The sequence below is a fragment of the Streptomyces sp. AHA2 genome, assembly GCF_036857595.1.
GTDB lineage: Bacteria > Actinomycetota > Actinomycetes > Streptomycetales > Streptomycetaceae > Streptomyces.
Window position 1 is genome coordinate 368,662 of record NZ_JAUQWJ010000001.1, and the last position, 23,048, is coordinate 391,709.

Annotated in this window: 20 protein-coding genes and 1 pseudogene; 11 read left to right on the forward strand and 10 right to left on the reverse strand. The window is 73.5% G+C overall.

Annotated features, from left to right (window positions below):
- Window positions 1-96: 96 nt before the first annotated feature.
- On the reverse strand, window positions 97-2,523 hold the full coding sequence (locus tag Q5694_RS01745) for a penicillin acylase family protein (RefSeq protein WP_333930146.1): 2,427 nt from the start codon (window positions 2,521-2,523) through the stop codon (window positions 97-99).
- 179 nt (window positions 2,524-2,702) lie between these two features.
- On the opposite strand from Q5694_RS01745, the gene Q5694_RS01750 reads away from it, so the two are divergent.
- Complete coding sequence (locus Q5694_RS01750; RefSeq protein WP_333930147.1) at window positions 2,703-4,220, forward strand: acyl-CoA synthetase; 1,518 nt, start codon at window positions 2,703-2,705, stop codon at window positions 4,218-4,220.
- A gap of 54 nt (window positions 4,221-4,274) precedes the next feature.
- Window positions 4,275-5,108, forward strand: a complete 834-nt coding sequence (locus Q5694_RS01755) for an alpha/beta fold hydrolase (RefSeq protein ID WP_333930148.1) — start codon at window positions 4,275-4,277, stop codon at window positions 5,106-5,108.
- Between the two features lie 41 nt (window positions 5,109-5,149).
- Here Q5694_RS01755 and Q5694_RS01760 read toward each other — a convergent pair whose 3' ends face one another.
- Window positions 5,150-6,982, reverse strand: a complete 1,833-nt coding sequence (locus tag Q5694_RS01760; RefSeq protein ID WP_333930149.1) for a sulfatase — start codon at window positions 6,980-6,982, stop codon at window positions 5,150-5,152.
- 194 nt (window positions 6,983-7,176) lie between these two features.
- On the opposite strand from Q5694_RS01760, the gene Q5694_RS01765 reads away from it, so the two are divergent.
- From Q5694_RS01765 to Q5694_RS01775, 3 genes are all read left to right on the forward strand, one after another.
- Window positions 7,177-7,419 (forward strand): DUF397 domain-containing protein, encoded by a 243-nt coding sequence (locus Q5694_RS01765; protein WP_333930150.1) that lies wholly within the window; start codon window positions 7,177-7,179, stop codon window positions 7,417-7,419.
- Window positions 7,420-7,628: 209 nt separating this feature from the next.
- Entirely contained in the window at window positions 7,629-8,531 is a 903-nt protein-coding gene (locus Q5694_RS01770; RefSeq protein ID WP_333930151.1) for a universal stress protein, read from the forward strand.
- A gap of 77 nt (window positions 8,532-8,608) precedes the next feature.
- Window positions 8,609-9,106, forward strand: a complete 498-nt coding sequence (locus Q5694_RS01775) for a hypothetical protein (RefSeq protein ID WP_333930152.1) — start codon at window positions 8,609-8,611, stop codon at window positions 9,104-9,106.
- 66 nt (window positions 9,107-9,172) lie between these two features.
- Here Q5694_RS01775 and Q5694_RS01780 read toward each other — a convergent pair whose 3' ends face one another.
- Window positions 9,173-10,312 carry an aminoglycoside phosphotransferase family protein gene (locus Q5694_RS01780; protein ID WP_333930153.1) on the reverse strand — a complete coding sequence of 380 codons (1,140 nt, stop codon included), beginning with the start codon at window positions 10,310-10,312 and terminating at the stop codon, window positions 9,173-9,175.
- A 233-nt stretch (window positions 10,313-10,545) separates the two neighbouring features.
- Between Q5694_RS01780 and Q5694_RS01785 the strand changes: the two genes are divergently transcribed.
- Window positions 10,546-12,042: a DNA-binding protein NsdB gene (locus tag Q5694_RS01785; RefSeq protein WP_333930154.1), complete on the forward strand. Its 1,497-nt coding sequence runs from the start codon at window positions 10,546-10,548 to the stop codon at window positions 12,040-12,042.
- 7 nt (window positions 12,043-12,049) lie between these two features.
- Here Q5694_RS01785 and Q5694_RS01790 read toward each other — a convergent pair whose 3' ends face one another.
- Together Q5694_RS01790 and Q5694_RS01795 are read right to left on the reverse strand one after the other, a co-directional pair.
- Window positions 12,050-13,465: a PP2C family protein-serine/threonine phosphatase gene (locus Q5694_RS01790; protein WP_333930155.1), complete on the reverse strand. Its 1,416-nt coding sequence runs from the start codon at window positions 13,463-13,465 to the stop codon at window positions 12,050-12,052.
- 292 nt (window positions 13,466-13,757) lie between these two features.
- A complete protein-coding gene (locus Q5694_RS01795; RefSeq protein WP_333930156.1) occupies window positions 13,758-15,326 on the reverse strand; it encodes an alpha/beta hydrolase in 1,569 nt (522 codons plus the stop codon).
- Between the two features lie 357 nt (window positions 15,327-15,683).
- Here Q5694_RS01795 and Q5694_RS01800 point away from each other — a divergent pair, with 357 nt between their 5' ends.
- Window positions 15,684-16,337: a chaplin gene (locus Q5694_RS01800; RefSeq protein WP_333930157.1), complete on the forward strand. Its 654-nt coding sequence runs from the start codon at window positions 15,684-15,686 to the stop codon at window positions 16,335-16,337.
- Window positions 16,338-16,536: 199 nt separating this feature from the next.
- On the opposite strand, the gene Q5694_RS01805 is transcribed toward Q5694_RS01800, so the two are convergent.
- Window positions 16,537-17,022: a nucleoside deaminase gene (locus Q5694_RS01805; RefSeq protein ID WP_333930158.1), complete on the reverse strand. Its 486-nt coding sequence runs from the start codon at window positions 17,020-17,022 to the stop codon at window positions 16,537-16,539.
- A gap of 158 nt (window positions 17,023-17,180) precedes the next feature.
- Between Q5694_RS01805 and Q5694_RS01810 the strand changes: the two genes are divergently transcribed.
- Window positions 17,181-17,972 (forward strand): GNAT family N-acetyltransferase, encoded by a 792-nt coding sequence (locus tag Q5694_RS01810; protein ID WP_333930159.1) that lies wholly within the window; start codon window positions 17,181-17,183, stop codon window positions 17,970-17,972.
- Between the two features lie 19 nt (window positions 17,973-17,991).
- On the opposite strand, the gene Q5694_RS01815 is transcribed toward Q5694_RS01810, so the two are convergent.
- Window positions 17,992-18,360: an SPW repeat protein gene (locus Q5694_RS01815; protein ID WP_333930160.1), complete on the reverse strand. Its 369-nt coding sequence runs from the start codon at window positions 18,358-18,360 to the stop codon at window positions 17,992-17,994.
- A 160-nt stretch (window positions 18,361-18,520) separates the two neighbouring features.
- Between Q5694_RS01815 and Q5694_RS01820 the strand changes: the two genes are divergently transcribed.
- Window positions 18,521-18,694: a hypothetical protein gene (locus Q5694_RS01820; RefSeq protein ID WP_443040807.1), complete on the forward strand. Its 174-nt coding sequence runs from the start codon at window positions 18,521-18,523 to the stop codon at window positions 18,692-18,694.
- Between the two features lie 63 nt (window positions 18,695-18,757).
- Here the strand turns inward: Q5694_RS01820 and Q5694_RS01825 are convergent.
- Window positions 18,758-19,775: pseudogene (locus Q5694_RS01825) on the reverse strand (acyl-CoA dehydrogenase family protein); the annotation flags it as partial.
- 290 nt (window positions 19,776-20,065) lie between these two features.
- Here Q5694_RS01825 and Q5694_RS01830 point away from each other — a divergent pair.
- On the forward strand, window positions 20,066-20,956 hold the full coding sequence (locus Q5694_RS01830; RefSeq protein ID WP_333930161.1) for a glycoside hydrolase family 19 protein: 891 nt from the start codon (window positions 20,066-20,068) through the stop codon (window positions 20,954-20,956).
- Between the two features lie 74 nt (window positions 20,957-21,030).
- Window positions 21,031-22,398, forward strand: coding sequence for a phospholipase (locus Q5694_RS01835; RefSeq protein WP_333930162.1), 1,368 nt, complete (start codon window positions 21,031-21,033; stop codon window positions 22,396-22,398).
- Here the strand turns inward: Q5694_RS01835 and Q5694_RS01840 are convergent.
- Window positions 22,376-22,633: a hypothetical protein gene (locus Q5694_RS01840; protein WP_333930163.1), complete on the reverse strand. Its 258-nt coding sequence runs from the start codon at window positions 22,631-22,633 to the stop codon at window positions 22,376-22,378. The genes Q5694_RS01835 and Q5694_RS01840 overlap by 23 nt on opposite strands.
- A 13-nt stretch (window positions 22,634-22,646) precedes the next feature.
- Window positions 22,647-22,865 (reverse strand): hypothetical protein, encoded by a 219-nt coding sequence (locus Q5694_RS01845; RefSeq protein WP_333930164.1) that lies wholly within the window; start codon window positions 22,863-22,865, stop codon window positions 22,647-22,649.
- Window positions 22,866-23,048: the final 183 nt, after the last annotated feature.

Sequence of the window (23,048 nt, forward strand, 5' to 3'; positions counted from 1 at the left end):
ACTGCCAGCCGGTGCACGCCTTGATGACGGGACGTCAGGTCCCGTCGGGGCAGCGGGGGTGGCGCTCGGGCCGAGCGCCACCCCCGCACCGCGCGGTCAGCGGCGTTCGCGCACCCGCACCACCCTCAGCTCCGGCGACGACAGGATGTCCTCCTCGCAGAAGCGCGACGTCACCCACCTCTCACCGGAGAACAGCCGTGTCTGGTCGGCATGGTGGGGCGAGGCCGGGTCGGAGGACTGGGAGTACGTCAGCAGCGTGCGCGCCACCGGGCAGGGCGTACGGTCCCACCCCACGGCCTGCAGGTGGCTGCTCCCGAACGGGACGTCCGCGTAGCCGCCGCGGGCGGGGTCCCACGTCGGCTCGATGACGTTCCACACCCCGAGCCTGCCCGCGCCGCCGGGCACCGGCAGACGCTCGCCGTCACGCACGACGAACTGGTGGGCACCGAGCGGCGCGTCCAGCGCGATGCCCGCGGCGCGCAGTTCGGCCACGGCGTCGGCGAGGGCCGTGGTGAAACCGGCGGCACCGGTGTTCAGGGCGCGCGGCGTGCGGACCGGGTCCGCCGGCGAGTACGGCACCTTCCACCGCCGCTCCTGCGGCACCGCCTGCTCCAGCTTCCGCCAGAACCGGTCGAAGAGCAGGGCTCCGCGGCTTCCGGTGTCCATCGTGCGGTCCCACCCCTTCAGCACCCGGCACGCCCGCGTCACGTCGACGGCCGCGCCGTCGCTGCCCGTCGCCGTACCGCCGGGCAGCGCGGCACAGGCGCGGGCCGTGTCCGCGGCCGCGAGGTCACCCGCGGGCACCCGGTTGGCGAACTGCTGCCGCTGCAGGTCGCGTACGGTCAGGCCGCCCTTCCCGGCCATCGCCGCCACGTCCTCGATCGCGCCGCGCGTGCGCAGCCCGGGCTGTGCGCCGACCGTGCCGAAGATCCGCTCGTAGCCGGTGATCGGCCGGTCGGCGTTGGTGAGCCAGGGCGTGTCGTTGGAGTTCTCCACGTACGGCGCGTCCCTCAGCGTCGGCATCCGCGCCGGGCCGAAGATGCCCGGCACGACCGCGTCGGGGTCACGGCCGAGTGCGCAGTCGCCGCGTGAACCGTCGAGAATCGCGACCCCGGACGCCGGGTACGTCGTGCGGCCGAGCTCCGTGGAGCAGCGCTCGGCCAGCTCGTCGGTGACACGGGGGAGTACCTGGGACTGGGTGTAGAGGGAGTGCCCCGCCCGGTCGGCGGCGATCGTGTTCACCCAGGGGATGCCCTGGTGCCGCCGTAGGGACGCGAGGACGTCCCGGGTGCTGCGGGCCTTGCCGAAGCCGAGGGAGGTGTCGGCGAAGCGCAGGTTGGCGGCGTTCGGGTCGTACAGCGCGTACGCCGTCCGGTCGGTCCACGGCAGCGGGACCTGACCGCTGAGGGAGGTGACGACGGGGCCGTAGCGGGTCCACCACTGGGTGCGGGTCACCGGCGCGCCGTCCTTCACGGTCACGGTGACCGTCCGCTTCCGCATGCGCTCCGGCTCGCCGTCCACGAGGTGGACCGTGGGGTCGTCCGGATCGAGCGTCAGCCGGCGGAAGGCGGCCGGGACGCCCGTGGAGACGGTGTGGCTCCACGCCACATGGGCGTTGAACCCGATGGAGATCGCCGGGAGGCCGAGCAGTGAGCCGCCGGAGACGTTCAGCTCGCCCGGGATCGTCTGCTGCGACTGCCAGAACCGGCGACCGCCCTGCCACGGGTAGTGCGGGTTGCCCAGCAGCAGTCCGCGTCCGCTCGCGGTCGTGGTGCCGTGGAAGGCGACCGCGTTGGACCCCATGTCCCCCTGGCCCCACAGTCGGCCGGCCGCCTTCACCACGGCTCCGGCGTCCGGTGCGCCCGCGGACCGCGTTCCGGGTGCCGCCGCGGGCCGGGCCGGCGGGCGCGCCGAGGTGATGCTGTCGACGAAGCGTCCCTCGCCCGAGATCGAGGCGAGGGCGAGGCCGCGGGCCGCCACGTCCAGCTCGGTGACCGGCCGTACCCAGGGGGCGCCCGCGCAGGCGGGATCGGAGATCGTCCGCTGCTCCAGCCAGGCGTTGTACCCGGCCGCCCACCCGCGCATCATGGCCCGCATCTCGCGGCTCGGACCCACCGGCGCACGCCCGGCCAGCAGCCGCTCCACGGTGCGGCTCTCGCGCACCCCGCGGAAGTACAGGTCACTGGCGAGGTTCGTCCGGGCCGCGGAGAGGTCGCCGCCGGGAGCCGCCCCGGCACCGAAGTACCGCGACCGCTCGCCGCGCAGGGTCACGAAGCCGTCGGCGAGGGTGCACACCTCGTCGGCGGCCTGCGCCCAGCCCGTACCGAAGCCCAGACCGGCGTGGTCGCCGGCGAGGATGTGCGGAATGCCGTACTCGGTGTAGCGGACGACGGCCGACAGGCCGTCGCGGGAAGGGTGCTGCTCCGCTTGCCGCGGTTGCGGGGAGGCGGCCGCGGGTAACGCGGACGCGGCCGTGAACAGGGCCGTCGCCCCGAGAACGAGCCGTCTCAGCCGGCTGCGCATCGTGCCCTCCAACGTCGTCGGGTGAAAGGAGCGTCGAACGTGCGAAGTGATGCGAACGGTCAGCGGTACCACCACAGCGGACGCGGGAGGCGGTGCCCGGGTTGAGCGGACCGCGGTGCTCCCGGCTCGCGGCCCGCGCGTCCTTGACCCACTCCCGGGCCGAACCGAGGATCGTCGTCATGACGACGCCCGCGACGATCCCGCCCGGACACGGCAGCACGGTCGACGGAGTCCTGCGGCGCAGCGCCCGGTGCACTCCGGCCCGTGTCGCCGTGGAGTACGGCGAGCGCACCTGGACCTACGAGGAGCTGGACACCGCCGTCTCCCGGGCGGCGAGCGTCCTGCTGGGCCTGGGGGTGTCACCGGGCGACCGGGTCGCCGCCTACGGCCACAACTCCGACGCCTATCTGATCGCCTTCCTGGCCTGCGCCCGCGCCGGCCTGGTGCACGTGCCGGCCAACCAGAACCTGACCGGTGACGACCTGGCCTACATCGTCGGCCAGTCGGGCAGCTCCCTGGTCCTCACCGACCCGGACCTGGCCGCCCGGCTCCCCGGCGGCGTACGCACACTGCCCCTGCGCGACACCGACGGCTCGCTGCTCGACCGGCTGGAGGGGACGCCCGCGTACGACGGTCCCGAGCCGCGCAGCGAGGACCTCGTGCAGTTGCTGTACACGTCCGGCACGACGGCCCTGCCCAAGGGCGCGATGATGACGCACCGGGCCCTGGTGCACGAGTACCTGAGCGCGATCACCGCGCTCGACCTCGCTGCGGGCGACCGCCCCGCGCACGCGCTGCCGCTGTACCACTCGGCCCAGATGCACGTCTTCCTGCTGCCGTACCTGGCCGTCGGCGCGACGAACATCGTCCTCGACGCCCCCGACGGAGACCGGCTGTTCGACCTGATCGAGACGGGCCGGGTGGACAGCCTGTTCGCCCCGCCCACCGTCTGGATCGCCCTGTCCCACCGCCCCGACTTCGCCACGCGTGACATGAGCGGCCTGCGCAAGGCCTACTACGGCGCCTCGATCATGCCGGTGCCGGTTCTCGAACGGTTGCGGGAGCGCCTGCCGGGCCTGGCCTTCTACAACTGCTTCGGGCAGAGCGAGATCGGCCCGCTGGCCACCGTCCTCGCACCCGACGAGCACAGGGGCCGCATGGACTCCTGCGGCCGGCCCGTGCTGTTCGTCGACGCCCGGGTGGTCGACGAGGATGGCGTCGACGTGCCCGACGGCACCCCCGGCGAGATCGTCTACCGTTCCCCCCAACTGTGCGAGGGCTACTGGGACAAGCCCGAGGAGACCGCCGAGGCCTTCCGCGACGGCTGGTTCCGCTCCGGCGACCTCGCCGTGCGCGACGCCCACGGCTACTTCACGATCGTCGACCGCGTGAAGGACGTCATCAACTCCGGCGGTGTCGTCATCGCCTCACGCCAGGTCGAGGACGCGCTCTACACGCATCCGCAGGTCGCCGAGGCCGCGGTCGTGGGCCTGCCCGACGAACGGTGGATCGAGGCCGTCACGGCCGTCGTCGTCCCGCACGGGGAGGTCACCGAGGCCGAACTCATCGACCACGTCCGCGAGCGGCTCACCCCCTTCAAGGCACCGAAGCGGGTGGTGTTCGTGGACGAACTCCCCCGCAACGCCAGCGGAAAGATCCTCAAACGCCGGCTCAGGGACGACCTCGGGAACCGGTAGACCGGCCGGAGAACCCGCTTGTGCCGGGCCGGGCCCGGCACGAGGATCGACCGCATGCCGATCCTCGACGCCCCGGACGGAACCCGACTCGCCTTCCACCGGCTCGGCGCGGGGGAGCCGCTGATCGTGCTGCCCGGCGGCCCCATGCGGGCCTCCGCCTACCTCGGGAACCTCGGCGGACTGGACGCCCACCGCCGACTGGTGCTGCTGGACCTGCGCGGCACCGGGGACTCCGAGGAGCCGGCGGACCCGGCGACGTACCGCTGCGACCGGCTCGTGGACGACGTCGAGGCGCTCCGGCTCCACCTGGGCCTGGAGCGGATGGACCTGCTCGCGCACTCGGCGGGCGGAAGCCTCGCCATGCTCTACGCGGCCCGGTATCCGCAGCGGATCGCGCGGCTGGCCCTGGTCACCGCCACTCCCTGGGCGCTGGGGTGGCCCGCCACGGCCGAGGACCGGCGTACGGCGGCCCTGCGAAGGGCCGCGGAACCCTGGTTCGCGGACGCGTTCCCGGCGTTCGAGGCCTGGCTCGACGGTTCGGGCGACTTCGACCCGGTGTTCGTGCCGTTCTTCCACGGACGCTGGGACGACACGGCCCGCGCCCACGCCGGCCGTGAGGAGGCCGAGACCAACGACGACGCGGCCGACGCCTACGGCGGTGACGGCGCCTACGACCCGGAGGCGACGCGCGGCGCACTGGCCCGCCTGACCGCCCCCGTGCTCGTCCTGGCCGGTGGGGCCGACGGCGGACCGGCCCCGGCCCTGGCCCGCCGCACCGCCGGCGTCTTCCCGCACGCCGAGTGCGTGGTGCAGCCGGGCGCGGGGCACTACCCGTGGCTCGACGACCCGGAGTGGTTCACGCGTCGTGTGTCCGCCTTCTTCTCCTGACCGCGCGGCACCCGGTCCGGGCCGCCGGCCGTACGGCGCGCTCAGGGCTGCGGGCCGTACGCCGTCATGAAGCGGTCGCGGAACTCGTCCATGCCCCAAAGAGGTGCGTCCCGCGCCGGCTTGAGGCCGTCCGTCCAGCCCCAGTCGGCCACGCGCTCCAGGACCCCGCTGTCCTTGGCGACGATGCTGACGGGCACGTCCCGGCGGGTGTCCCCGGCGAGGACGGTCGGCACCGGCTGGTGATCGCCGAGGAAGACCAGGACCGTGTCCTCGTCGCCGTAGCGCTGCACCCACTCGATCAGGCTGCGGATCGAGTACTCGACGGCCTTGCGGTACTCGGCGCGCACCTTCTCCGGGTCCTGCCAGACCTCCTTCGGGTCGGTGCCCTCCTTCTTGATCCGGTGGAACACTGAGCCGTCGCCGAGGTCCTCCCAGTCGATCATGCGGGCGACGGGGGACCACGGGTTGTGGCTGGACGCCAGGATGATCTCCGCCATGATCGGCTCGCGGTCCTCCTTCCCGTGCTCCAGGCGCTGGAAGGCCTCCATGCTGAACTGGTCGGGCACCGGCGTCCAGCTGAAGTAGGGACCGTGGTAGCCGAGGTGCTCGGAGTCGTAGATGTGATCGAGGCCGAAGAACTTCCCCTCCGGCCAGGCCCGGCGCACGCCCGGCACGATGCCGACGGTCCGCCAGGCGCCGGTGCGGCCGAAGTACTTGGTCAGCGTCATGCGGTCGCTGGTGGTGAGAGTGCGGTAGCGCTGCTGGTTCTTGATCCACAGCCCGGACAGGAACGTCGAGTGGGCGAGCCAGCTGCCCGCGCCCGTCACCGGCGAGCGCAACCAGCCGCTGCGCGAGGCGAACCCGGCGGACTTCAGCCCGGCCGTGCTCTCCTCGAGCACGGCGTCGGTTTGCGCGGCCATCGCCGGATCGTCGATCGCCACCCGGCCGTAACTCTCGATGAAGGTGAACAGGACGTCCTTGCCCCGCAGACCCGTCAGCAACCGGTCCGGCGGGGTCTTCGCGAAGGCGTCCACGGCGGCCTGCTTCCGGAACACCCGCGCGTCCCGCAGTCCCGCCCGGACCTGCTCGACGCGGTTGCCGACGAACTCCGCGTTGCCCTTCGTGGCGACCGGCACGGTGCCGATCTGCAGGCCCAGGGTCATGCAGGTGATCCACGCCGTGCCCAGGACGAGCACCGTCCGCCCGGCGGCCCGCCGGTGCCGGACCATCAGGTTCGACAGCCGCACCACGGCCAGTGCCGTCAGCACCAGCAGCACCACGAACAGCACGACGACGCCGGTGACGGCCAGGACCTGACCGGTGCGGCCGAACGACTCCCGCAGGAAGTCCGTCGCGTCGTCGAGCAGGATCCAGTCCAGGACCAGGTCGAACGGCCGGGCCAGGATCTGGTGAAAGCCCATGTCCACGACCTTCAGGACGGTCAGCAGCCCCAGCAGCACCCCCGTCACGACGGCCGTGATCCTCCGGGGCCTCGGCGGCAGTGCGAGCAGCAGTCCCGCCAGCAGTACGCCCTCGGCGGGGATCCGGACGAACGAGGCGAACTCCACCCGCTCGATCCGGTTGGGCAGGAGCAACGCGAACAGCACGAGCACACCGGCCAGCACGGTGACCGCGAGCGAGACCCCGTGCGCGGCCCGGGGGTGACGCCGCCGCCAGCCGAACCAGCCGGGCCGTGAGCCGTCCACAGGGGGCTGCGGCTCCGCCGTACCGCCGCTCCCGTCCGATTCCGCGGCGTCGCCCCGCGGGGCCGGGGCCTTGACCTGGGCCGGTGCGGCACCGGCGGCGTCGCCGTCGGGTTCGGTACCGCTCTCGGCCGGGTCAGGCTGGTGGCGGGAGCGAGTGAAAGGCGGCACCCGGTGGTCCTTCCGTGCGGTCGTGCTCAGGCATGGCGAACAGAGCCCTCGCGAGGGCCTGCCACCACCAGTACGTCCGGACGTCACCCCGAGTTCAATCGCCACCGCCGAAAGGTCCCCCTCACGTGCCCTGTCGGCGGTGGGACCCGATCGCTAGGCTGACCGCGGACGACGAAATGGGGAGGAGCACGGACGTGCCCGAGACCACCACCCAGCAGCGCCCGTTCACGGGCTGGGACAAGCCGGACCTGGACCTCAGCAACGCGCAGTGGCAGTCCAGCAGCCGCGGCCGGGGGGATGTGCAGATCGCCTTCGTCGAAGGCTTCATCGCCATGCGCAACAGCGCCCGGCCCGAGAGCCCCTCCCTGATCTTCACGCCCGACGAGTGGGGCGCGTTCGTCTCGGGAGCCCGGGAGGGCGAGTTCGACCTCACCTGACCGGCTCCGAACCGCACCAGGGCGGCACCACCGGCCCGGACGGGCGGACGGGGCCTGGTACGGATCTGCCCACCGGGTGACGGGGCGGCCGATCCGGGGGTGTCGGCGCCGCGATCGCGGACACGAGTCCCGGGACATCCTCCCGGAGCCGCCCTGTGCGTCAGGCTGGCACCGGGAGGAGACGGTCGTATCCCGGAGGTGAGGACCCCATGAGCACCCTGCCGGTCGTCGCAGCGGTCGACGGTTCGGACGACAGCCTGCGCGCCCTCGACTGGGCCGTCGACGCCGCACGCCGGCGCGCGGCACCCCTGCGCGTGGCCCATGTCCGCCAGTACGCGCACTGGGCACAGCCCGACGTGCTCACCGCCGGGCCGGCGGACCCCCAGGACGACCCGGTCCTCGACCGGGTCCGCGCCCACCTGGAGGGACGCCCCGACCTGCCCGACACGCAGTACTCCGGACTGGAGGGCGCGATCGGCGTGGTCCTGCCCGAACTGGGCGCCGGGGCGCAACTGCTGGTGCTCGGCTCCCGGGGCCGCGGCGGCTTCGCCAGTCTGCTGCTCGGTTCCACCAGCATGGCCGCCGCCCGCGACGCCGAGTGCCCGGTCGTCGTGGTGCCCCGGCCCGGGCGCGAGGTCCCCGGCGACGCGGCGCCCGGTCCCGGCTCGCGGGTGGTCGTCGGCCTCAAGGTGGACGGTCCCGACGAGGCCACCCTGGAGTTCGCCTTCGAGGAGGCCGCCCGGCGCGGCGCCCGCCTCCGCGCCGTCGCCGCCTACCCGTGGCCGGCGCAGCCCTGGATGATGCCCGGCGAGCTGCCCCCGCCGGTCGTCGACCGGAACGTCATCGAGGACGAGGCCCGGGTCCTCGCCGACGGCTTCCTCGCCCCGTACCGCGAGCGGCACCCCGATGTCGAGGCCGAGACGGTCGCCGCTGCCGGTGACGCGGCCGGGCACCTCGTCCACGCCTCCGCGGACGCCGACCTCGTCGTCGTGGGCCGGCACCGGCGGCGCCTGATGGCACCGGCCCGCATGATGGGCTCGGTCACCCAGGCCGTCCTGCTGCACGCGGCGAGCCCGGTCGCGGTGGTGCCGCCGGCCTCCGGCGAGGACTGAGCGGCCGGCCCGTCCGCCGCCGGCCCGTCCGCCGCCCGCCCGGCGCTCCACGGGCCCGGGCACGTACCATGGGCGACATGTCGTTCCTCCGCCGCCGCAGCGCCACGCCCGCCGGGCCCGACTTCGACGTACTGGCCATGGACCCGGGCGACTGGCCCGGCAACCTCGGTGCGGGACTGCTCCCCGCGCCCGACGGCACCTGCCAGGGCGTCTTCCTGCGCTACGACCTGTTCGGCGGCCGCGGCCCCGCGATGATCATCGGCAACCTGCCCGAGGGATCGCCGGCCCGCGAGGTCCCCGAGGGCGAGGTCCCCTTCGAGGTGGCCCAGCTGCTGCTGGCGCTGGAGAACGACGAGGAGGTCACGGTCGTCGACACCGAGGACGTTCCGGTGATGCAGGGCGACAACCTCCTGATCGTCCGGCGCGTGAAGCTCTCCGAGAGCCGGATCTCCTGCGTCCAGTTCGACCGCAGCGACAACGTCCTGGTGACCATCGCCGCCTGGGACCGTCCCATCACGGACGACCTGTACGCGCTGCTCAAGCCGCTGCCGGCAGAGCTGTTCCAGCAGGGCTGAGCACGCCCCGCACACACGAGAGGGCCGCTGCGCGCCGACCGGCGCACAGCGGCCCTTCCGTCCCCGTCAGCGAGTACCGACCGCCGCGCGCACGGCCCGCCGGGCCAGCTGGCAGTCGTCGTGCAGCCGCCGCAGCAGCAGCCTCTGCTCCTCGCCGGACGGCGCGGCACCCTGGTGGGCCGTACCCGGGGCCGCCGGGGACGCCTCGTGCAGGGAACGCTGCACGGCCGTCTCACAGGTGCGGATCTCGCGGGTCAGCACGAGCATCAGGTTCACCAGGAAGGCGTCCCTGGACGCCGGGCCCGCCGACTGCGCGATCTGGCTGATCTGACGACGGGCGACCGGTGCGTCCCCGAGCACCGACCACAGGGTCGCCAGGTCGTACCCCGGCAGGTACCAGCCCGCGTGCTCCCAGTCCACCAGCACTGGACCGGCCGGTGACAGGAGGAGGTTCGACAGCAGCGCGTCGCCGTGGCAGAACTGGCCCATGCCCTGCCGCCCCGCGGCCTGCGCGATGCCGTGCAGCAGTTTCTGCAGATCGCCCAGGTCGCGGTCGGTGAGCAGGCCCAGCTCGTGGTACCGCGCGATGCGGGCCGCGTAGTCCAGCGGGGCGTCGAAGGTGCCCGCCGGCGGCCGCCAGGCGTTCAGCCGGCAGATCGCGCCGAGAGCCGCTCTGATGTCCGCACGCGGCGGCGCCTCGGCCGGGTGCCGCTGGAGGGCCGCCACCCGCCCGGGCATCCGCTCGATCACCAGGGTGCAGTTGTCCGGGTCCGCCGCGATCAGCCTGGGCGCCCGCACCGGAGGGCGGTGCCGGACGAACGAGCGGTACGCCGCTATCTCGTGGCGGATCCGCTCGGACCAGGCGGGGGAGTGGTCCAGTAAACACTTGGCGACGGCGGAGCTGCGACCGGTCGTACCGACCAGGAGCACGGACCGGCCGCTGCGGCGCAGCACCTGCACCGGACTGAACTCCGGGCAGATGCGGTGCACCGACGCGATGGCCGTGCGCAGCTGCGCGCCCTGGGGGCCGGACAAGTCGAGTCTCCCGCTGAGCGGTTGGGTGCCGAGGACCGCGCCGCGCCGGGTTCTGCCCGCGCCGAGCACGGGGTTCGCCGGCCGCGCGGGGGCGAGGTAGGGGCCGTTGTCCGCGGGACGCGGGTGCAGCGACCGGGGCGGTGCGGACACGGAGGACGATGCTGCGTACATGGGCGGAACAGATCCCTTCGTGTGCCTGCGACGACAGCGCACCACCCGGCCCGGAGCCCGGGATCACCCTGGGGAATGCCCCTGCGGCGACCGGGTCGGGGTGGCGCGTTCCTACCTGACACCGGATGGCCCCTGGCACACCATCTGGCGCACCCTGGCGAACCCTGGCGAATAGTCGCCCGGCAACTCCGGCCGGGCTACTGTCAACTCAGCCGAGAACCTGGGGGCTTGACGTGAGCGGACAACCCAACACCCGGCTCGCGGACCTGTTCGGCCTGGCCGGCTGGTCCAAGGGCGAACTCGCGAGGCTGGTCAACCGGCAGGCGGCGGCCATGGGCCACCCCCAGCTGGCGACCGACACCTCCCGGGTGCGGCGGTGGATCGACACGGGAGAGATCCCGCGCGATCCGGTGCCGCGGGTGCTGGCGGCTCTGTTCACCGAGCGTCTCGGCCGTGTCGTGACCATCGAGGACCTCGGTCTGGTCAGGCACGGGCGTACGGGGAAACGGCAGGGCGGCGGGAGCACGGAGTCTCCCGACGGTGTGCCGTGGGCGCCCGAGCGAACCGCCGCGGTCCTCACCGAATTCACGGGAATGGACCTCATGCTCAACCGACGCGGCTTGGTGGGCGCGGGCGCCGCGCTCGCCGCGGGATCCGCACTCAGCAGCGCCATGTACGACTGGTTGCACACCGACCCTGCCCTGACGGCCGACGCCCCCCGCCTCGACCACTCCCTGCACGCCGACCCCGCTGGGTTCGACCGCTACGAGGCCGCCCCCATCGGGTCGCAGGAGATCGAGGAACTGGAGCGCTCCGTCGAGGTGTTCCGCGCCTGGGACGCCGCCCGTGGCGGCGGGCTCCAGCGCAAGGCCGTGGTGGGCCAGCTCAACGAGGTGGGCGGCATGCTCGCCTACCGCCATCCGCCCCACCTCCAGCGGCGCCTGTGGGGCGTCGCCGCCAACCTCGCCGTCCTCGCCGGCTGGATGTCCCACGACGTCGGCCTGGAGCCCACGGCGCAGAAGTACTTCGTCATCGCCGCGCACGCGGCCCGGGAGGGCGGGGACCGGCCCCGTGCGGGCGAGGCGCTCTCCCGCGCGGCCCGCCAGATGGTGCACCTGGGCAAGCCGGACGACGCCCTGGACCTGATGAAGCTCGCCGCCTCCGGCTCGGGCGACGAGGTGCTGCCCCGCACCCGGGCGATGCTCTACACCGTCGAGGCCTGGGCGCAGGCCGCCATGGGCAAGGGCCAGGCCATGCGCCGCACCCTGGGCCGTGCGGAGGATCTGTTCGTCTCCGACAAGGCCGACGTGCCGCCGCCGGACTGGATGCAGACCTTCAAGGAGGAGGACCTGTACGGCATGCAGGCCCTGGCCTACCGCACGCTGGCCGAGTTCGAGCCGGGAGCGGCCGTGCACGCCCAGCACTACGCGGAGAAGGCGCTCGCCCTGCGGGTCGACGGGCGTCAGCGGTCGAAGATCTTCGACTACCTGTCGATGGCCTCCGCCTGCTTCATCGCGGACGACCCCGAGCAGGCCGACCGCTACGCCCGGCTGGCGCTGGTGTCGATGGGATCCAACTCCTCGCACCGCACCTGGGACAGGCTGCGCGAGATGTACCGGCTCACGGCTCAGTATTCGGGGTCGCCGAAGATCCAGGAACTGCGGGAGGAGATCAAGCTGGCCCTGCCGAAGACCAAGGGCAAGGGGGCCGCCGGCCGCGCATCGGCCTGACCGTCCGTCAACTCCGCGACTCAGCGGTGATTTTCACCGCGAGCAGACAGGCGTTGTCCTCCCGCTCGTGCGTGCCGAACTCCTCGACGACCGTGCGCACGCAGTCCTCCGCGGTGCGGTCACCGCCCAGGCGTGGCGCCAAGCCGAGGAGGAGGTTCGCGGCAGCCCTCCCGGTGTGCCCGGGCACCAGCCCGTCGGTGTACAGGAGCAGCAGGTCGCCTGCCTCCAGGGCCTCCTCGGCCTGCCCGTAGACCGGTCCGGAGGTGGCGCCGAGCAGGACGCCGTCCGGTGCGTCCAGCACCCGCCCCGTCCCGCCGCGGAACAGCAGCGGGGCGGGGTGCCCGGCCTGCGCCCACACCAGGGTGCGCGTCCCGGGCCGGTAGCGGCAGCACACGGCGCTGCCGAGGGCGGGTTGCACGGTGGCGTCCAGTAACTGGTCGAGCCAGGCCATCACCTGCGCGGGCCCGGCCCCGGCCATGGCCATGCCCCGGACGGCGCCGAGCAGCATGGTCATGTGGGACGTGACGCCGACGCCCTGACCGGTGAGGTCGCCGACGCTCAGCAGCGTCTCTCCGCCGGCCAGTTCGAGCGCGTCGCACCAGTCGCCGCCGATCGGTGTGTGCGTGGACGCCGGCAGGCGGCGGGCGGCGAGGTCGAGCGCGCCGGGGACCCGGTGCGGGAGCCGCAGGGAGCCGCGCCACGGCTGCAGCACGGCCTCCTGCAGCTCGGCCGCGAGCCGGTGCTCGCCGCGCGCGGCCTCCCGCCGGCGGTGCAGCGAGTCACGGGTCTCGCTCACCGCCCGCTGACTGCGGCGCAGTTCACTGACGTCGCGCAGCACGGCCCACATCGAGGCGGTGCTGCCGTCGGTGGCGAGCACCGGTTCGCCCATCATGTGCACGGTGCGGACGTCCCCGTCCCGGCGGGAGATGCGGAACTCGCCGTCGATGGGGCGGGCGTCGACCAGGCAGTCGGTGACCATCGCCGTCAGTCTCGGCCGGTCCTCCTCGAGCACGATCGACGGCAGTTCGTCGAGGGTGAGCGGGGCGGCGGCCGGGTCGCGGCCCAGGATCCGGTACAGCTCCCCGGACCAACTGGCCTCGTCCGTCTGCAGGTTCCACTCGGCGCTGCCGACCCGGCTGAGCAGCGAGCCCCGGGGCGCGGGCTCGCTGACCGCCGCCGTGGGCAGCGGGCCGTCGCGCAGCTGGGCCAGGTGCTCGTCGAGGTCGTCGAGCTGGTGCAGGGCCAGGTCGTACAGCGCGCGCTGCCAGCGGCCCCGGGGGTGGTCCGCCTCGCCACCCGCCGCGTCCCGGCGCACCGCGTCCACGTCGCCCTTGAGCCGCCGCGCTTGCGATATGAGCGCGTCGACCGGGCCGCGTCCGGGCGGCTGGGCGGCGGGGCGGTCCGCGGAGAGGTGGGACGGCATGACGCACTCCGATGCGGGGACGGGACGGCCAAGGCGGACGGAGGGACCGTTACGACTGTTGCACAGCCCGCGACGGCCTGTAAGGGATTTGGCACCACACGATACGGTGGTGCTTCCGGCATATGCCACAGTCTCACCGGGTTACTCGAAGGTAGCTGTCGCGAGGGCGTCCGGTGGGCTCAAGTCCTAGGTTACACACGCTTCTTGACGGTCCGTCGGCCAGTCGTCGAGGGGTGCTGCACATGTTCGACGGGCCTGCGTTCGAAGGTTCGAGGCCTGCCGCCCCGCCGTCTCATTCCGCGTCGTGGTCGGAACCGCAGGAACTGCCGTCCGGCGGCAGGGTGCCGTAGAGCAGGAAGGCGTCGACCTTGCGCTGCACGCACGTGGAGGAGCCGTAACCGGTGTGGCCCTCGCCCCGGTTGTCCAGCACCACGGCCGACGAGCCGAGCCGCTTGGCCGTCTCCGTCGTCCACCGGTACGGCGTGGCCGGGTCGCCCCGGGTGCCGACGAGCAGCATCCGCGGGCCGTCGACGTCCTTCACCTTCTCGCGGATGTAGTCGGTGCCCTTGGGGCGGCCGTAGCACATCAGCACCTGGGTCAGCCGGTACCGGCCGAAGACGGGGGAGGCCTCCTCGTAGCGGGTGCGCAGCCGGTCGAGGTCGCGGGTCACCTGGGCGGCGGCGGGGCGGTCCGGGTCGTCGGCGCAGTTGACCGCCATCAGCGCCGCCGGGAGGTTGTCCATGGGGACGTCCTCCGGGTCGGTGAGTCCGGTGTGCCCGGCCCGCCGCGGCGGGAGGGCGAACCCGCCGGACAGGAAGGCCTCCAGGCCCCGGGTGTCGCCGTCCTCCAGCAGTTGCGACAGGGCCCGCTGCAGCGAGGGCCACAGCTCGCGGCTGTACAGGCCCTGCCCGAGGGCGCCGGCGAAGTCCTGCCCGGAGAACGCCTCGCCGAAGTCCGTCGGCACCGGGTCCCTGTCCAGCGCCTTCACCACGCGCACGACCCGCTCCCGGGCCTCCCGTGGGTTGCGGCCGAAGGGGCAGGCGATGTCCTCCGTGCACCAGGTGAGGAAGTTCTCCAGGGCGGTCTGCTGTCCCTGTGCGCTCACCAGGCCCTGCTCGGCCAGCGGCTCGGTCAGGGTGTCGACGCCGTCCAGCACGATCCTGCCGACCTTGCCGGGGAACTCCGCCGCGTACACGGCACCGAGCCGGCTGCCGTAGGAGAAGCCGAGGTAGTTCAGCTTGCCGTCGCCGAGGGCGTCGCGCATGACGTCGAGGTCGCGGGCGGCGTTCACGGTGCCGATGTGGGGCAGGACCGGGCCGGAGTGCTCGGCGCACTCGGCCGCCGCCGCGCGCAGTTCCTCCAGCACGGCACCGGCGTCGGCCCCGTCGGCGGCCCCGTCCGCCGCCGCCAGCGCGTCGGGGGCGTTTCCGCAGCTGACCGGTGAGGAGCGGCCGACGCCGCGGGGATCGAAGGAGACCACGTCGTAGCGGTCCGTCAGGCCCATGAAGTCCTTGCCGCCCATGCCCAGTTGCGCCACGCCCTGACCGCCCGGGCCGCCGAAGTTCAGCAGCACCGAGCCGCGCGCGTCACCCGTGGCCCGGTAGCGGGCGACGGCGAGGTCGAGGGTCCCCTCGCCGGGGTGGGCGTAGTCGAGCGGGACGGTGACCTTGCCGCACTCGAGGTCCTCGGGCATCTCCATGCCCTCGCACCTGGACCAGGTGACCTCCTGGTCGTAGAAGCGCGCCAGGCCGGGCGACGGCTCGTCGACGGCCGGCAGTGCGGTGCCCAGCAGGGCGAGCCCGGCCGCCGCGGTGACCGCGCAGCGCGGTACCGGGGGGCGCGTGGACAGCTTCGCCAGCATGGATGCCTCCAGGGACGCGGGACGCTTCGCAGCGGACCGGGGAACGGCGCCCTCGCCCACGATAAGCGCACCCCGGAACCCGCGCCTCCGCACGAGTGGGCCCATGGCGTCCCGCATTCGGCGCAGCGGCGGCCGGCAGCCGGCCACCGGCCGCCCCGGGCCCGTGTCCGGCGCCCACGGACCCCCGCATACGAAGCGCTTTACCGCTAGTTCGACAACCCGGCCGCTCGATGGGGTGAAAGGCCGATGAGCCATAACTCGCACCGGGTGGCGGGCGTTCTACCCGGTGCGGGTGAGTGCCCGCGACGACGATGTCTGGAAGGCAGGCAGCCTATGAAACGGGTTACCCGGAACGGCATGATCGCCGTCGCCGCCGCGTCGGGCGCGATGGCCATGACCGTGCCCGCGTACGCAGGCGCCGGGGCGGACGGCTCCGCAGCCGGATCGCCCGGGGTGGTCTCCGGCAACACCGTCCAGCTCCCGGTGCACGTCCCGGTGAACGCGTGCGGCAACACCGTGAACGTGGTGGGGCTGCTCAACCCGGCCGCGGGCAACACCTGCGCCAACGCGGACGGCGGGCCCCACGGCCCGCAGGGCGCGTCCGCCGAGAGTGTCGCGAAGGACTCCCCGGGCGTGATCTCCGGCAACGGCGTGCAGCTGCCCGTCGACCTGCCGGTCAACGTCACGGGCAACTCCGTGAACGTGGTCGGCGTCGGCAATCCCGCCACCGGCAACACGTCCTCGAACACCCCGGACGACCCGCCCGCCCGGCCCGACCGTCCTCGGCAGCAGCAGCCGCCGGCGGCCGAGCCGGAACCGGAGCCCGAGCCGCCCACCCGGCCGCGGACGCTCCCCGCGCCCGCTCCGGTCCCGCACGCCGTCCCCCACGCCAGGGCAGCCCTGGCCCACACCGGCACGGACCACACCCTCCAGGCCCTCGCGGCGAGCGCGGCACTGGTGGCCGGCGGGGTGGTGCTGCGCCGGCGCTTCCGCCCCGGTTCGCAGCTCTGAACCCTGCCGGCGGGCACCGGCCCCTGCTGGGCGGGCACCGGCCCCTGCCGGGCGAGGGTCGGCCCCTGCCGGTCGGGGGCCGGCTCCCGGCTCACACGCCTTTCCGCTCGGCGAACTCGCCGACGTCCTCCGTGACACCCTCGGCTTCACCCCGGCCCTGCATCCCGGGCGGCCACCGCCCGCCGGACCGGCCCGTGGCTCACTCGCGCCCGCGATGCAGGCGGACGTGCAGCGCCCGCACCTCCTGAGCCAGTTCCGGCACCGGTCCGTCGACGATCACGCCGGGTGCGACGTCATGGACGGGGAGTGTCCGCACCGGCGGCGCCGGGACGTCCAACTCCTCCAGCCACGAGGCGAGTTGTACGGACGAGGCGACGTAGACGATCCGGCCCAGGCCGACCCAGGCATGAGCGGCCGCGCACATGGGGCAGTGCTCCCCGGACGTGTAGACGGTGGCCGCGGCCCGTTCCGCGGGGGTCATGTGCTGCGCCGACCAGCGCGCCAGCGCGAACTCCGGGTGCCGGGTGCGGTCGCCGTCCGCCACCCGGTTGCGGTCCTCCGCCAGCACCGTGCCGTCCCCGCCGGCCAGCACCGAACCGAAGGGCTCGTCCCCGGCCTGAAGCGCCTCGGCCGCGAGCTCCACGCAGCGGCGCAGGTACGGCAGTTCCGTGTCCTTCACGACCATGGGCAGCCCTCTTCGCGTGCGGATGTGATCGACGAGACCCTACGGCGCGGACACAGCGGGACGGAAACGACGGCGCGGCGCGCTGCGGGCAGGGCAGGGGGCGGCGCGGCACGGGAAAAGACGTTGCGCCCCGGCCCGGCCGCTGCTGGAGTACGGCCATGGATCACCAGCACCGGGTCGCGCTGCTCGCCGAGTTCGACCGCGACGTGCGGGAAGGGGCCCGGCCGGAGGGCCCCGGCGCCCACGTGGAACGCTCGGGCGACGTCGTCCGCCATGTCGGCGGTGCCGTCGGCTGGAACGGCGTCGTGTGGTCCGCCCTCGACGAGGCCGGGGCCGATGCGGCCGTCGCCGGGCAGATCGAGCGCTTCCGCGGCCTCGGCGCCGACTTCGAATGGAAGCTGTACGGGCACGACGGCCCCGCCGACCTGAGCCGGCGGCTGCGTGCGGCCGGGTTCGAGCCCGGACCGGCGGAGACGCTGATGGTCGGCGAGAGCGACGGTCCCGCCTCCGTCGCAGAACCGCCCCACGGCGTCCGTGTCGTGCAGGTCACCGACGCTGCGGGCGTGGACCTCGTGGCGGGCGTCCACGAAAAGGCGTTCGGCTCGGACGGCTCCTGGCTGCGCCACCGGTTGCTCGCCCGGCTCACCGCCGATCCCGGCGGCGTCGTCGCTCTCGTGGCGATGGCGGGTGACGAGGCGGTGAGCGCCGCCCGCCTGGAGTTCGCGCCCGGCACGGGCTTCGCCGGGCTGTGGGGCGGCGGCACGGTCGAGGGCTGGCGCGGCCGGGGCGTCTACCGGGCCCTGGTGGCTCATCGCGCCCGGATCGCCGCGGCTCGCGGCTGCCGTCACCTCCAGGTCGACGCCTCCGACCGGAGCCGGCCGATCCTGGCACGCCTGGGGTTCGTCCCGCTGACCACGACGACGCCGTACCGGTACACGGTGCGCCGTTGACCCTCTCCCTCCCGCGCAGCTACGGCCTCGGCGAGGCCTTCGCCGCCGTGCCGGCGCACACCAGGCCCAGGACCACGGCCGGCGCGCCGATGACGATGTTGTTCCACACGACACCGGCGTCCGGACCGCTGCCGACGATCCACGGCGAGACGATCATCCAGACCCCGAGGGCGCACATGGCCCAGCTCAGGCCGTACATGCGCTCGGGAGCGCGGGTGAACCCGAGCGCCAGCAGCCCGATGGCGATCCCCATGATCAGATTGCGGGTCGCGACGGACGGCTGGCTCGCCGTGTAGTTGACGATCCACGGCGACGCGGCGCAGTACAGACCGAGCAGAAGACTCGGCGACCGCGTCTGGTGAGACGTGCGGTAGCTCCACGTAAGCACCGTTTTGCCCTTATCCGCCCTTTATGTGTAGAGGTCGTGGGTTGCGCGAAGTTCGAACGCGCGTACATGTGCGGGCGGATCGGGGGCAACCGGATGTGTACGACAGCGACCGATCGACGCGGCCCCGGTGGGCGGCGCAGAACTGGGGAGGGCAGTGGACGTGACTGCGGCCATCAGTGCGAAGGTGTTGGAACGGTTCCCGGCGGGATCCCCCCGTGGTTCGTGGCCGGCGGAGGAGTGCGCGGCACGCCGCCGCGCCGAGGGCGAGGCCGCCACGGTCGTGATGGACCTGGAGTCGGACGCCTTCCTCGTGGTCGTCCCGGACGAGGACTGACGCGACGGACCCGCCGGACGACGACCGTCGCCCGGCGGGTCCGTCGGGATCTGCCGGGCCCCAGCCGGACGCCAGAGAACCGAGATGCGTCCGGCGTGCGTCGGCCGTCTGGCCCTGGACCAGCAGAAACATTCCCTCACGGGCCAGGCGCTGCGCCCGGCCTCGTCGGCGGGGACCGGTGGTGTTGACCGGCTTGACCCACAGGCGCCGGCCCTTGGGACGCAGCTCCTTGGGGAGCTTGTTGCCGTGACGGGCTGATCGGCCAGCGCGTAGGCCTCCCGCCGCACCTCGTCGAGCCGGACGCGCAGCGACCGGGCCGGCGCCCCGCCCTTCGGGCTCCGCTCCACCAGGTCGAGGGCCGCGTCCGTCACCCCGAACACGGCGGGACCGGCGTTGGCGGCCCGCGGCAGGTCGGCCCCGGCGAACTCGGCCTGCGGCACGCGCCGGACCACGGACGTCTCCGGCACCCACAGGGCGTCCAGGCCAAGGGACACCGTACGGGCGGCGGAAAGGGCGGCGAGCCGCATCGGCGCGGAGGGTGCCAGGCCCGGTTGTTCCCGGGCGTCGGCGAAGGCGAACACGACCTCCGCCGAGTCCGTGACCCCGGGCGGCAGCATCACGTGGTTCAGGCCTCACCCGGTGTACCAGGGGACCCTGCCGTCGAAGCGCCGGCCGCCCCGCTCAGGGGTGGCCCGGACCGGCACCCGGGGGAAGGCGCGCACGTGGGCGTACGCGATGCCGGCCATCAGCTCGCCGCTCGCCAGCGGACGCAGCAGCCTCTCCCGGGCCGGCCCGTCGTGTCCGGCGAGCAGCTTCACGGGCGTGTGGTGCTGGTCTGCACGAACCGGGTGGAGCAGCACGCCCCGGCCGGGATCCCCACGGTGCGGCGCGCCACGGCGACGTGCGCGTCCGCCCCGCCGTACTCCGCCGGGGTGCCCGCCCCCAGCAGGCCCGCCCTCCCGATCGACTCGAGATGACTCGCGGGCACACCCTCCTGGTCGACCCGCTCCGCCTGCGGGGCCGGCAGATCGCGAGCCAGCCGCTGCGCGGCGGTGACGAGGGGGTGGGTCGTGGTGGTCATGGAAGGATTCCGGCGCCCGTGCCCGCGAAGCGCCGGACCGGGGGCGTGCCGTGCGTGCGGCAGGCGCGGAGCTGGCCGGGAGAGCTGCGGCCGAACCGTCGGCGCGCAGCTGGTCTGTACCTGACTGGTCTACACCCTTGACTGGTACAGACCAACGCGGTTGAGTGTGCCTCCACAGCCCCCCACCACGGCCGCCCCCACGCCGTGTCCGGTCCGCCGGTGCGTGCGGTGCGGGCCGCTGCGTCCTGCCCCACCGGGGTGCGGCCGTGCCGCACAAAGGAGTTGATCCCGTGTCGAGACGCCGTGTCTCCGCCGTCCTGGCCGCCCTCGCCCTCGCCGGCACCGCCCCGGTGCTGCTCCCGGCCACGAACGCCGCCGCCGCCTCGTGCTCCAGCTACCCCAACTGGGTGGCCGGCAAGGCGTACAACGCCGGTGACATCGTCCGCTACACCGACGGCAAGGCGTACATCGCCGAGCACGCCAACCCGGGCTACGACCCGGTCATCAGCACCTGGTACTGGGAGCCGTACGCCTGTGACGGCGGGACCGGCACGCCCGACGCGCGCTTCGTCGTGACGGAGGCGCAGTTCAACCAGATGTTCCCCAACCGGAATTCGTTCTACAGCTACAGCGGCCTGACCGCGGCGCTGAGCGCCTACCCCGGCTTCGCCAACACCGGAAGCGACACGGTGAAGAAGCAGGAGGCCGCCGCCTTCCTCGCCAACGTCAGCCACGAGACCGGCGGTCTGGTGCACGTGGTGGAGCAGAACACCGCCAACTACCCGCACTACTGCGACTGGAGCCGGCCGTACGGCTGCCCGGCGGGGCAGGCCGCCTACTACGGGCGCGGCCCGATCCAGCTGAGCTGGAACTTCAACTACAAGGCGGCGGGCGACGCGCTCGGCATCGACCTCCTCAACAACCCCTGGCTGGTGCAGAACGACTCGGCCGTCGCCTGGAAGACGGCCCTGTGGTACTGGAACACCCAGACCGGTCCCGGCAGCATGACGCCGCACAACGCCATGGTGAACGGGTCCGGTTTCGGCCAGACGATCCGCAGCATCAACGGCTCCCTGGAGTGCGACGGCAAGAACCCGGCGCAGGTCCAGAGCCGCGTGAACAACTATCAGCGCTTCACGCAGATCCTCGGGACGACCCCCGGCGGCAACCTCTACTGCTGACGCCGGGCCCCAGGGCGTGGTGTCATGCGGGGTGTCATGCTCCTGACCAGTCCGTCGGACGAAGGGCATCCCGCATGCGCCCACGCACCCCCCACCTCCTGCTGGCCACGACCGCGGCGCTCGCGACCGCGGTCGTGGCCCCGCAGTCCGCTGCCGCCGCCGTGCCCGCCCCGGGCACCTATTACGTCCAGAGCGCCACGACCGGGCTCAACGCCGCCGACACCGGCGGGGCCGTCGAGCAGCACAGACCCCGCGGCAACGAGGACCGCCAGCAGTGGCGGCTGAAGCCGGACGGATCCTCGTACCTCCTGGAGAACACCGACGCGCCGGGCAGCTGCCTGGGCCGCAGCGGCGACCTGGCCGCCACCGTCGCCTGCGCGAGCGGGGACGCCGCCTGGGAGATCACGCCGTCCGGCGCCGACCGGTACAACCTCAAGGCGCCCGGCACCGCGCGCCACCTCACCGTCGCCCCCAGGCCCGCGGGGTCCACCTACCCCGCCCGCCTCGCCCTGGGCGGCACGGGCGACCTCGCCGACTGGTACCTGACGCCCGTCGACCCCGTCACCTCGCCCATGCCGCCGCAGGACCGGCGCACCCTGGACCAGGTCACGTTCCTCACCACGCACAACGCCTACGCCAACGGGGTCGACGGCGGCTTCGCCCCACCCTTCGTCAACCTGGTGCCCAACCAGACCCGGGGCATCGAACGGCAGCTGGCCGACGGGGTACGCGGCTTCATGCTGGACATCCACCAGACCCGCGACGGTGCCATTCTCTGCCACAACAGCTGCACCCTCGTCAGCAGGCCCGTCGCCCTGTGGGTCGACCTCCAGCGCATGGTCGACTTCCTCGCCGCCCACCCCGACCAGTTCGTGACCGTCTTCCTCGAGGACCGCGTCGACCCGGCCGTGCTGCGCGCCGAACTCGCCCGCGTCAAGGGCCTGCCGGACGTGCTGTACCGGCCCGACCTCACCGGCGTCCGGCAGAACGGCTGGCCCACCATGGCCCGACTGACCGCGGCCAACGACCGGTTGCTCATCTTCACCGACCGCACCCGCTCGTCCGACCAGGCGGGCGGTCTGTTCCGGGACAGCTTCGGCGTGATGTACCAGCAGGAGTGGACCGTGGAGAACCACTGGTCCATGGGCCCGGGCGCCGGCTCCTCCGACTGGTCCTGCTACAGCCGCTGGTACGGCGCCGACACGAACATCCCGCTGACCCGCACGGAGCCCGCGTTCCGCCCGCTGTTCGTGATGAACCACTTCCGCGACGTCCCGCTCACCGGCACCGCGGCGACGGACAACGGCAAACTCGCCGACCGAGCCCAGCGGTTCTGCCGCCCGGCGGCCCGCAAGAAGCCCAACTTCCTCGCCGTGGACCACTACGACCGCGGCAACCCCGCCGCGGCCGTCGACACCCTCAACACGTACACGTACCCGTAACCGGCCCTACGAGAGGGGCCCTCGTCCACGGGCCCCTCCGACGGCGTCGGGCGACGATCAGCGGCCGGGACAGCAGGTGCGGCGGCATCACCTCGCCCGTGCGGACCACCGGGTCGAGGAGCGGCCGGGCACCGAGCACCAGGTGCTCGTCGGCGGTGTGCTCCCGGTCGGAGTGCGAGAAGCCGCCGGTGGAGGGCACGAACAGCATGGCGGCCGGGATCCGTGCCGAGATCACCGAGGCGTCGTGTCTACGACAACAGGGGTGCGCACCTGTCGGTGCGCCCGCGGCACATCTCCTCCACCCCGCCGAGGGCGCGCTCGTCGAAGACCGCTGCGGGCTTGGCGCTGGTGCGCTCGATCCGTGCGGTGCACTCCTCCTCGGCGGCCACCAGGACCAGGAAGTCGGTCAGGGCCCGCTCGACGGCGTCCAGCGCCTCCTCCCTCCCCGCCCGGACCTCCAGCTCCACCGGGCGGCCCCGGGACCATGTTGTCGGCGGCCGGGTCGAGGACGATGACGCCGGCGTTGCCGACGGAAGCCGGGCCGGCCTCCTGGCAGATGCACCTCAGCTCGGCCGCGACGCGGGACGCCACGCGGCCGGGGTCCTGCCGCATCTCGAACGGCGTGGTCCCGGCGTGACCGGCCTGTCCCC